At 73.3% G+C, this 9,939-nt stretch carries 8 protein-coding genes; 3 read left to right on the forward strand and 5 right to left on the reverse strand.

Annotation, left to right across the window (positions count from 1 at the left end):
- Nucleotides 1-371 precede the first annotated feature (371 nt).
- On the reverse strand, nt 372-1,562 hold the full coding sequence (locus B7767_RS43180) for an ROK family transcriptional regulator (RefSeq protein ID WP_085576551.1): 1,191 nt from the start codon (nt 1,560-1,562) through the stop codon (nt 372-374).
- Nucleotides 1,563-1,694: 132 nt separating this feature from the next.
- Between B7767_RS43180 and B7767_RS43185 the strand changes: the two genes are divergently transcribed.
- A complete protein-coding gene (locus tag B7767_RS43185) occupies nt 1,695-2,900 on the forward strand; it encodes an MFS transporter (RefSeq protein WP_085576544.1) in 1,206 nt (401 codons plus the stop codon).
- Here the strand turns inward: B7767_RS43185 and B7767_RS43190 are convergent.
- Complete coding sequence (locus tag B7767_RS43190) at nt 2,860-3,318, reverse strand: thioesterase family protein (protein WP_085576545.1); 459 nt, start codon at nt 3,316-3,318, stop codon at nt 2,860-2,862. The two genes, B7767_RS43185 and B7767_RS43190, sit on opposite strands and share 41 nt — an antisense overlap.
- Nucleotides 3,319-3,493: 175 nt before the next feature.
- Here B7767_RS43190 and B7767_RS43195 point away from each other — a divergent pair, with 175 nt between their 5' ends.
- A complete protein-coding gene (locus tag B7767_RS43195; RefSeq protein ID WP_085576546.1) occupies nt 3,494-4,897 on the forward strand; it encodes a uracil-xanthine permease family protein in 1,404 nt (467 codons plus the stop codon).
- On the opposite strand, the gene B7767_RS43200 is transcribed toward B7767_RS43195, so the two are convergent.
- Nucleotides 4,879-6,012 (reverse strand): glycoside hydrolase family 6 protein, encoded by a 1,134-nt coding sequence (locus tag B7767_RS43200; protein ID WP_085576547.1) that lies wholly within the window; start codon nt 6,010-6,012, stop codon nt 4,879-4,881. The two genes, B7767_RS43195 and B7767_RS43200, sit on opposite strands and share 19 nt — an antisense overlap.
- A gap of 173 nt (nt 6,013-6,185) precedes the next feature.
- Between B7767_RS43200 and B7767_RS43205 the strand changes: the two genes are divergently transcribed.
- Complete coding sequence (locus B7767_RS43205; protein ID WP_085576548.1) at nt 6,186-6,872, forward strand: DUF5995 family protein; 687 nt, start codon at nt 6,186-6,188, stop codon at nt 6,870-6,872.
- Between the two features lie 19 nt (nt 6,873-6,891).
- Here the strand turns inward: B7767_RS43205 and B7767_RS43210 are convergent, their stop codons facing one another.
- On the reverse strand, nt 6,892-8,589 hold the full coding sequence (locus tag B7767_RS43210; protein ID WP_085576549.1) for an NAD(P)/FAD-dependent oxidoreductase: 1,698 nt from the start codon (nt 8,587-8,589) through the stop codon (nt 6,892-6,894).
- A gap of 50 nt (nt 8,590-8,639) precedes the next feature.
- Nucleotides 8,640-9,428 carry a carbon-nitrogen hydrolase family protein gene (locus B7767_RS43215; protein ID WP_085576550.1) on the reverse strand — a complete coding sequence of 263 codons (789 nt, stop codon included), beginning with the start codon at nt 9,426-9,428 and terminating at the stop codon, nt 8,640-8,642.
- Nucleotides 9,429-9,939: the final 511 nt, after the last annotated feature.

The raw sequence follows: 9,939 nt of genomic DNA on the forward strand, positions 1-9,939 counted from the left end.
GTCCGCCGCGTGTCCGCCCCTGTGACGGGCCACGCGGGCGGGCCGTCCGCGGCCGGACAGGGCGGGTTCCGGTCCGGCCGAGGACGTCCGACGGCCGCCGGGCCGTGAGCAGGGGGCGGGCGCTCCGCCGGACGTGCGGTGCGGTGCAGTGTGGTGCGGTGCGGTGTGGTGCGGTGTGGTGCGGTGCGGTGCGGTGTGGTGCGGTGTGGTGCGGTGTGGTGCGGTGTGGTGCGTCGATCGTCCGCGGCGCCGTCGTGGCCGGTCGCGCAGTTCCCCGCGCCCCTTCGGGGCGCTGCCGTGGCCGCTCGTCGGTACGGTCCCGCGTGCCTTCGGGGCGCTGTCGGCCGTAGTGGGTCTCGTGCCGGGCCTCCTCAGTGCCCGGGTACGCCGAACAGTTCGTCCTGGGCCCGGTCGCGGGCCGTCAGGAGGGCTCCGCGGAGTACCGCGCCGCCGCCCAGGGTGCTGGGCCGTACGTCGGCGGGCAGGGGGGAGATGGCTGCCAGGCGGTCCCGTACCCGCGCGGCGAGTGTCTCTCCGCCGGCCTGGCCGACCTCGCCGCCCAGGACCACGTGGCCGGGGTCGAGCAGCGCGACCACCGAGGCGACGCCCACCGCGATCCGGTCGGCCAGGGTGTCGAGGAAGCGTGTCTCCGGGGTGGCGGGGCCGGCCGACGCGACGGCCGTCCGTACCGCACCCGCCGCCGGCGGCTCGATCCCCGGCTCCGTCACGACGCCGTACTCCTCCGCCAGCCGGGCGACCGCCGCCGCCCCCACCAGGGAGTGGAAGCCGCCCCCGCAGTCGGTGGCCGACGGCAGCACGCTCGTGCCCGGGACCGGGAGGAAGCCGATCTCGCCCGTGCCGCCGGAGGCGCCCCTGCGCAGGGCGCCGTCGAGGATCACGGCGGCGCCGGTGCCGTGGCCCAGCCACAGCAGGACGAAGGTGTCCCGGTCGCGGGCCGCGCCGTCGCGCTGCTCGGCCAGCGCGGCGAGGTTGGTCTCGTTCTCCACGCTGACCCGGGCCTCGGGGAGCCGTTCCTGGAGCTCGGCGACCAGGCGCCGGTGCCACTCGGGCAGGCCCGTGGAGTCGCGCAGTTCGCCGCTCGCGGGGTCGATCAGCCCGGGGGCTCCGATCCCGACGGTGTGCAGCCGGTCGGCGCCCGCCTCCTTCGCCGTCCGCTCGACCAGCGCGACCGCCTGTTCGACCGCCGGTCCGGTGCCCGCGTCCCCGGTGATGGGCAGGGCGGCCTCGGCCAGGACCTCGCCGAGGAGGTCGGACACGACCACGGTGACGCCCTCGGTGCGGACGTCCAGCGCGGCCAGGTGCGCCCGGTCCGCGACGATGCCGTAGAGCTTGGCGTTGGGGCCGCGCCGCTGCTCCCCCGCCTCGCCGGCCACCTCGATGAGCCCGGCGGCGGTGAGCCGCTCGACGAGGTCGGCGACGGTCGGCCGGGACAGCCCGGTCAGCTGCTTCAACTGCCCCGCGGTCAGCGGGCCTTCCTGCTGGAGCAGGCGCAGGGCGAGCCGGTCGTTGATGGCTCTGGCGGTGCTCGGGGATGCGGCCATGCCGGGATCCTTCCAGATCGGCGGGGCCGGCCGGCGCATGCTCCGCCTCCGGATACCCCATATCTTTCAGGCAGGGTTCCTGATAGTTTACGGCGGCGCATGCGGAAACCGACGACCGGGAGGGGCGGGACAATGAGCGCAGTGGTCCATCAGCAACGCGATGTGAGGCGGGCGCGGTACGCCGTGGCCGCCGTGTTCGCCGTACACGGCGCCGTCACCGGCTCGTTCGCCACCCGCGTCCCCTGGATCCAGGACCACGCCGGGGTGAGCGCCGGGCAGCTGGGCCTCGCGCTCGCCTTCCCCGCGCTCGGGGCGTCCCTCGCGATGCCGCTCGCGGGAAGCATCAGCCACCGCTTCGGCGCCCGCACGGCGCTGCGCGGCCTGATCGCGCTGTGGACGCTCGCGCTGATCCTGCCGTCGATCGCCCCGAACCTGCTCACCCTCTGCCTGGCCCTGTTCGTCTACGGCGCCACGGCCGGCATGTCCGACGTGGCGATGAACGCGCTGGGCGTGGAGGTGGAGAACCGGCTCGACAAGTCGATCATGTCGGGGCTGCACGGCATGTGGAGCGCCGGCGCCCTGATCGGCTCGGCGGCCGGCACGCTCGCCGCCCACCTCGGCGCGGACGCCCGGCTGCACCACGCGCTCGCGGCCGCCGTCTTGACGGTGGTGGGCGTGACCGCCTGCGCCTGGGTGCTCGATCTGCAGCCCGCCGAGGACGAGGAGCCGCCGCCGCGGTTCGCACTGCCGCCCCGCTCCGCGCTGCTCATCGGCGCGATCGGCTTCTGCGCGGTGTTCGCGGAGGGCGCGAGCCTGGACTGGTCGGCGGTCTACCTGCGCGACCAGCTGGAGACCTCGGCCGGTCTCGCGGCGGCCTGCACCACCGGTTTCACGCTCACCATGGCGGTCGCCCGGATCGCCGGGGACCACGTGGTGGACCGCTACGGCGCCGTGCGCACGGTCCGCGCGAGCGGTGTCGTCGCCCTGCTGGGCGGACTGCTGATCGTGTTCGCCGAGCACCCCGCCACGGCGATGGGCGGGTTCGCGCTGATGGGGCTCGGCATCGCGGTGGTCGTGCCGCTGTGCTTCGCCGCCGCCGGCCGCAGCGGCTCCAACCCGAGCCTGGCCATCGCGGGCGTCGCGACCATCACCTACACCTCGGGCCTGATCGCCCCGAGCGCGATCGGCCTGCTGGCCCAGGCGACCAGCCTGATGGTCTCGTTCGTCCTGGTGACGGTGTTGTCGTGCGGCATCGCCGGCTTCGCGGGCGTGCTGCGCGCGGGAGACCGTACGAAGGTCACGCGTCCGGAAGCAGCAGTTCCCGAGCCCCGTCCCTGAACGTCTCGCTCCAGGGCGCCGGGCGCAGGGTCGTGGCGTCCAGCCGCACCAGCACCCGGCTGCCCCGCGCGTAGGTCACCGCCCCGTCCTGCGAGCAGAAGCGGAACCCGTACGTCAGTCCGGTCCTGCCGAGCCGCTCCAGCCACAGGTGGACCGCGTACGTACCGGTGCGGGTCACCGGGGCCTCGTAACCGATGCGCAGCTCCCGGACCGCGTTGCAGGCGTCGCCGGCCGCCGCCCAGTCACCGTCGAAGCGGACGCCCTTCTCCTGCCACAGCTCGGTCCACGCCCGCTCGACCAACAGCGGATAGCGGGCGTTGTGCAGCAGCCCCAGCGCGTCGAGGTCGTCGAAGTGGACGGTCACGGGGATCAGCCGGCCGTGGAGCAGTGCGGGGGCGAGCGGGGCTTCGGCGGTCACGGGTGGGACTCCTGGGACGTGCGGGATGAGTGCCGCCTACATCGAACAGCGGCGCGCCCTCATCCTAAGCAGACGCTCAGCCGGGTCGGCCACGCCCGCCCGCCTGTACGAAGCACCGCTGCCCAGCCCGCACAATGGTGCGGACACGCTGCACGTACGACGAAAGCGACAGCCCATGAATCTCGGCGTCCGGTGGAAACTGCACGGCGACGGACGCACCCCGGCCCCCGGCGCGGTGGTCCGGCCCGACGAACGGCTCTCCTGGCCCCGCACGGCGGGACTGGGCGCCCAGCACGTCGTGGCGATGTTCGGCGCCTCCTTCGTCGCGCCGGTGCTCATGGGTCTCGACCCCAACCTCGCGATCATGATGTCGGGCGTCGCGACGATCGTCTTCCTGCTGGCCACGCGCGGCCGGGTGCCCAGCTACCTGGGCTGCTCGCTCTCCTTCGTCGGCGTCGCCGCGGTCATCCGGGCCCAGGGCGGCTCCAGCGCCACCGTCACCGGCGCGGTGTTCGTGGTGGGGGCCGCGCTGTTCCTGGTGGGTCTCGCGGTACGGCGCTTCGGGGCGCGGATCATCCACGCCGCGATGCCGCCGATCGTGACCGGCGCGGTGGTGATGCTGATCGGCTTCAACCTGGCACCGGTGACCGCCTCCACCTACTGGCCGCAGGACCAGTGGACCGCCCTGTTCGTGATGCTGTTCACCGGGCTCGCCGTGGTCTGCCTGCGCGGCTTCTGGTCCCGCATCGCGATCTTCCTCGGGCTGGTCTTCGGGTACGTCCTGTCCTGGGCGCTCGACCGGGTCTTCGGCCAGATCCACTCGGCGGACGCGAGCGGCGAGGTCACCGACCACTGGCGCCTGGACCTGTCCGGCGTGGGCCAGGCCGACTGGATCGGGCTGCCGACCCTGCACGGCCCGTCCTTCGAGTGGTCGGCGATCCTGGTCGCCCTGCCGGTGGTCATCGCGCTGATCGCCGAGAACGCCGGACACGTCAAGGCGGTCGGCGAGATGACCGGCGACAACCTCGACGACAAGCTCGGCACGGCCATCTCCGCCGACGGTGTCGGCTCCATGCTGTCCACCGCGGTCGGCGGCCCGCCCAACACCACCTACTCCGAGAACATCGGCGTGATGGCCGCGACCCGCGTCTACTCGACCGCCGCCTACTGGGCCGCCGCCGGCTTCGCCCTGCTGTTCGGCGTGTGCCCGAAGTTCGGCGCGGTCGTGGCCGCCGTCCCGGGCGGGGTCCTCGGCGGGATCACCGTCATCCTGTACGGCATGATCGGCCTGCTCGGCGCCCAGATCTGGATCAACGCCAAGGTGGACCTGCGCAATCCGCTGAACCTGGTGCCGGCCGCCGCGGGCATCATCATCGGCGTCGGCAACGTCACGATGGAGTTCACCGACACCTTCTCCCTCAGCGGCATCGCGCTCGGCACGCTGGTCGTCATCACCGGCTACCACGCGCTGCGCGTCTTCGCGCCCGCCCACCTCAAGGCGCAGGAGCCGCTGCTCGACGAGGGCACGTCCTCCTACGACACCGGCGGCACCGAGGGTGATCAGCGCGCCAAGTCGTAGGCGTACGACGGGGTGAAGGTGCCCGGCGCCCCCTTGCAGCCGTCGGACTCCCCCGGCAGCTTCACCCACAGGTAGGCGTCGATGCCGGCCTCCTCGGTGCTCAGCGTCGGGGTCCGGCCGAGCTTGCGGCCCGCCGGGTCGCACCATGCGCCGTCCGCCGGGGCGCCGTTGCCGTTGCGGCTGGTGTCGATCACCGCGCCGAGGCCCGGCGGGCCGCCGAGGGCGTCGAGCACGGCACGGTCGTAGGCGACCTCGTCGGCGGTGGCGTGGAAGTTGGAGACGTTGCTGAAGACGCCGTCGGAGGAGGCGGCCGAGGCGGCCCCGGCCTGCCGCAGCAGGGCGGCCTGCTCGGCGGGCGCGTGCCAGCCGGAGTGCCCGGCGTCGAAGTAGACCCGCGCCCGGGGGTTGGCGTCCTTCAGCACCCGGCCGGCCCGGGCCAGCGAGGCGAAGCGCTCGGCGCGCTGCCCGGCGGAGAGGCACTCGGACTGGGCGACCGCGTCGGGCTCCAGGATCACGATGACCTCGCCGCCGCCCAGTCCGGCGGCGAACCGGTCGATCCAGGCGTCGTAGGCGGCCAGATCGGGCGCCCCGCCCTCGGAGTGCCCGCCGCAGTCGCGGTCGGGGATCGCGTACGGCACGAGGACCGGCGTCCGGCCCTGCGCCGCGCCGCCCGACACCACGGCACGCACCCGGGAGGTGATCGACTCCGGGGAGTGGTCCGCGAACCACACGGCCGCCGGCCGGTCGGCTATCCGGGACTCGATGACCGCGCGGCGCGGGTCGTCGGGGTGGGCCCGCACCCAGTCCAGGACCTGGGAGTCGGGATGGCGGTAGAGGCGGGTGGACACGGGGGCGGTCCGCCGCTTCTCCCCGGCCCGGGACGCGGACGCCTTCGGGCTCGCCTTCTTCTCCGGACCGGCCGTGGGAGAAGGGGACTTCGTCGCCGACGGCGAGGGCGAGTGCGAGTGCGGGGGCACGGCGGGCGGTGGCGGTTCCGGGCGCGACGAGGAGCTCACCACGGGGCGTGCCTCGTCCGCGCCGCGTCCGTCGCCGACCGCCGACATCGTTCCCGTGACGGTGCCGACCGCGACCACCACGGAGGCCACCGCGACCATCGCGCCGCGCCGGGCGGCACGCCGCCGCTCGGCCCTCCGCGCGGACAGGCGCCGGGCACGCGAGCCTGACACAGTACTGCTCCCCCTCCCCCACGACGGGCGCGTTCCCCCGTTCCGGGGAAGCGCCGGGCCCGCCGCCACTGACGCCACCCTAGAGGTGCGACTCTGCGCTCATGGTGCGATGCGAACAAGTCCTCACCGCCGTGGACGGGGTCGTCTCCCGTATGCGCGCCCTCGACGCGTCCCTGCCCGCGCGGGACGGGGTCGCGGTCTTCAACCGTGTCTACCTCGCCGTCACGGAGGCCGTGGACCGGCGGATCGACGCGGGCCGGTTCCCGGACGCGCGGGCGGCGATCGCGCTGGACGCGCTGTTCGCGGAGCGCTATCTGGCGGTGGTGGACGCGGTGTCGCAGGAGCGGCCGCCACCGGCCTGCTGGCGTCCGCTGTTCCAGTTCCGCCGGCACCCGGGCGTACGTCCGCTGCAGTTCGCGCTCGCGGGCATCAACGCGCACATCGGCCACGATCTCGCGCTCGCCGTCGTGGACACCTGCCGTACGCTCGCCTGCGAACCCGTCGATCTGGAGGACGAGTTCGACCAGGTGGGTGAACTCCTCCTCGCGCTGGAGGACCGGATCCGCGAGGAGCTGACACCGGGTCCCGAACTGCTGCGGATCGCCGACCCGCTGACCCATCTGCTGGGCGCGTGGAGCCTGGAACGCGCCCGGGACGCGGCCTGGACGGCGGCCCGCGCCCTGTGGGCGCTGCGCGGACTGCCGGACGTCGCCGGGGAGTTCACCGAACGCCTGGACACGGCGGTGGGCTTCGCCGGCCGCATGCTGCTCACCCCGCTGCCGGACTGACCCGGCGGCGGGGGTGGGCTCAGTCCTCGGGGAGTTCCACCGGGGCGATCTCGTCGTAGAGGTCGCCGGGGCCCGGGTTGGTCGGGTCGGTCTCGCCGCCGAAGTGGTGCATGACGCCCCAGACCGCGTTCAGCGCGGTCTGGACGGCGCCCTCCGCCCAGCCGGCCGTCCAGGAGATGTCGTCGCCGGCGAGGAAGATGCCCCGCTTGTCCTCGGGCAGCTCCTCCTGCATGAAGTGGGTGAACAGGCGGCGCTGGTAGCGGTAGTGGCCGGGCAGGTTGGCCTTGAAGGCGCCCATGAAGTAGGGCTCGTTCTCCCAGGAGACGGTCACCGGGTTGCCGATGATGTGCTTCCTGATGTCGACCTTGGGGTAGATCTCGCCGAGCGACTTCAGCATGACCTCCATCCGCTCGTTCGCGGACAGCGGCAGCCACTTCAGGCTGTCGTCGCACCAGGTGTAGGAGAGGCAGATGACGGCGGGCTTGTCGGGGCCGTCGTCGAGGAGGTACGTACCGCGCGTCATGCGGTCGGTGAGCGTCATCGACATGACGTCCCGGCCGGTCTCCTCGTCCTTGTCCAGCCAGAACGGCCGGTCCACCGGCACGAAGAGCTTGGAGCTCTCCATGTAGTGGGTGCGCTCGATGGCGGTCCAGTGGTCGATCGGGAAGAGCGAGTCGTCGCAGGCGATCTTCGAGAGCAGCATCCAGGACTGGGCGGTGAAGATCGCCGCCCGGTACGTACGGATGTCCCCGTCGGCGTCCGTCACCGTGATCCGGTTGCCCGCGGTGCGGTTGAGCCGGGTGACCGCCGGGCGGGGCTCGCCGTCCGGGTGCAGGGACTTCAGCGAGGTGCCGTACGGCCAGTGGACGATCTTCTCCGGCTCGCGCTCCCACAGGCGCAGGGGCAGCTGCTGGGAGCCGCCGACGATGCCGCGGTGGTGGTCGTCGGCCTCGGTGTAGACGACGCGGAGGATCTCCAGGATGGAGTTGGGGAAGTCGGTGTCCCAACCGCCGGTGCCGAAGCCGACCTGGCCGAAGATCTCGCGGTGGCGGAAGGACTTGAAGGCCTCGGAGTCGCAGAGGAAGCCGTAGAAGGTCTGGTTGTCGAGCTTCTCGACCAGCTTCGCCCAGATCTCCCGGATGCGCGGGACGTCACGCTCGCGCAGGGCGCGGTTCATGTCGGAGAAGTCGGCGCCCTCTTCGAGGCACCGGCTCCAGGCGTCGGCCACGTCCCGGTAGACCTGGGGCAGGTCGTCGAGGGTCTCGGCGTAGTGCGACTCGCCCTTGAGGTCGACGACGGTGGACGGCGTCGCCTCGGCGAGGGGGTTGGGGAAGGGGCGGGTGTGCAGTCCGACCAGGTCGATGTAGTGCTGGAGCGCCGTGGAGGACGGCGGGAAGCGCATCGCGCCCATCTCGGCGGTCAGGGAGTCGTCGCACCCGTCGAAGCCCACGGTGCGCAGCCGCCCGCCGATCCGGTCGGCCTCGTACACGACCGGCTTGAGGCCCATCTTCATCAGCTCGTACGCGGCGACGATGCCGGACAGGCCACCGCCGATCACGGCGACCTCGGTGCCGTGCTCGGTCGCCGGTACCTGTCCGAGGCCCGCCGGGTGGGCGAGGAAGTCGTCGTACGCGTACGGGAAGTCCGGGCCGAACATGGTGATCGGCGGCTGCTGCTCGTCGGCGTGCTCGATCGCGTTGGGCACGGTGGACGTCATGGGGTACGGACTCCTTGCACAGGTGAAGCGGGGGGGGCGGAGGTGGGGGTTCAGACGAGGGATCCGTAGAGGCCGGGGCGGCGGTCGGCCAGATACGGGTTGTCCTCACGGGACGCGGCGAGGAGGACGGGGTCGGCGTCGGCGACGACGAGTTCCTCGGTGCGGCCCGCCCGGGTGCGGGCGACCCCGTCGGGGGCGGCGAGCGTGGACAGGCCCACGAACTCGAACTCGCCCTCCCGGCCGACCCGGTTGACGTACGCGATGTACATCTGGTTCTCGAACGCCCGCACCGGTACGACGGACTCGGCGACGAACTGGAACGGGTGCAGCTGTGCCGTGGGCACCAGGAGGAGGTCGGTGCCGGCCAGCGCGTGGGCGCGCACGTTCTCCGGGAACTCGACGTCGTAGCAGATCATCAGGCCGATGGTGAGGCCGTCGAGCTCGGCCTGCACGACGGTCCGCTCTCCCGGGGTGAAGTGGTCCCGTTCGAAGCAGCCGTAGAGGTGGGTCTTGCGGTAGTTCGCGAGGCGGGCGCCGGCGGCGGAGACCAGCTGCACGGAGTTGAAGACGCGCTCGCCGTCCCGCTCGGGGTAGCCGTAGGCGATCGCGAGGCCGTGCCGGGTGGCGGTCTCCGCGATCGCGTCCGCCGCGTCGCCGTCGGCGGACTCGGCGAGCCGGCCGATGCCGTCGCCGATCGCGTACCCCGTGAGGAACAGCTCCGAGGTGACGAGCAGCCCGGCGCCCGCGGCGGCGGCACGGCCGGCCGCCTCGTCGAGGACCTTGAGGTTCTCGACGACGGATCCGGGGCGGCCGGAGCTCTGGAGCAGGGCGGTGCGCATGCGTGTTCCTCGTCGGTACGCGGGGGTTTCGGGGGGTCGGATAGACGGTACGGGCGGGCGGCTCGGGGGGACAAGGCGGAGCCGTTGCGCGTCGGTGAGGGGTTTGTTGCGTGCGGGGTGGGGGTGGCGGCGATTCGTTGCGCGGCGCTCGTCGCTGCCGTGATGTGCGGTGGGTCCGCTCGGGGCGGCGCGGTACGGGGCGCCCCGGCGTCGGTGTGGGCCGGGGGTGCTTGCGCAGCCCGGCGCTGCGGGGTGCCTCCCCCAGAGGGGGTGCCCCCAGCGCCCGCCCTCCCCCATCGCCCTGGGGGCACCTCCCAGGCCCTTGAGGCACTGGGGGAGGCACGACTTGCCCGCGGATTGCGGGGGCAGGCGAGTACGGGGCCGGGGGCCGCTCGCAGTGGCCGGTGCGTTCGCGTTCCGCGCCGTGTCCGGGAAACGTGATCCGTGTCGGTCCGAGGGCGGGCACCCCGACGCGGCCCCCGCCCGCCGCGGGCGCTGTGGCGGGCCCCCC

The sequence above is a fragment of the Streptomyces sp. 13-12-16 genome (genome assembly GCF_002114215.1).
Taxonomy (GTDB): Bacteria; Actinomycetota; Actinomycetes; order Streptomycetales; family Streptomycetaceae; genus Streptomyces.

Bases quoted from the DNA above. Each gene is read 5' to 3' on its own strand.
- B7767_RS43210 (WP_085576549.1), bottom strand. From the start codon at position 8,589: ATGACGTCCACCGTGCCCAACGCGATCGAGCACGCCGACGAGCAGCAG.
- B7767_RS43195 (WP_085576546.1), top strand. From the start codon at position 3,494: ATGAATCTCGGCGTCCGGTGGAAACTGCACGGCGACGGACGCACCCCG.
- B7767_RS43185 (WP_085576544.1), top strand. From the start codon at position 1,695: ATGAGCGCAGTGGTCCATCAGCAACGCGATGTGAGGCGGGCGCGGTAC.
- B7767_RS43180 (WP_085576551.1), bottom strand. From the start codon at position 1,562: ATGGCCGCATCCCCGAGCACCGCCAGAGCCATCAACGACCGGCTCGCC.
- B7767_RS43200 (WP_085576547.1), bottom strand. From the start codon at position 6,012: ATGGTCGCGGTGGCCTCCGTGGTGGTCGCGGTCGGCACCGTCACGGGA.
- B7767_RS43205 (WP_085576548.1), top strand. From the start codon at position 6,186: ATGGTGCGATGCGAACAAGTCCTCACCGCCGTGGACGGGGTCGTCTCC.
- B7767_RS43215 (WP_085576550.1), bottom strand. From the start codon at position 9,428: ATGCGCACCGCCCTGCTCCAGAGCTCCGGCCGCCCCGGATCCGTCGTC.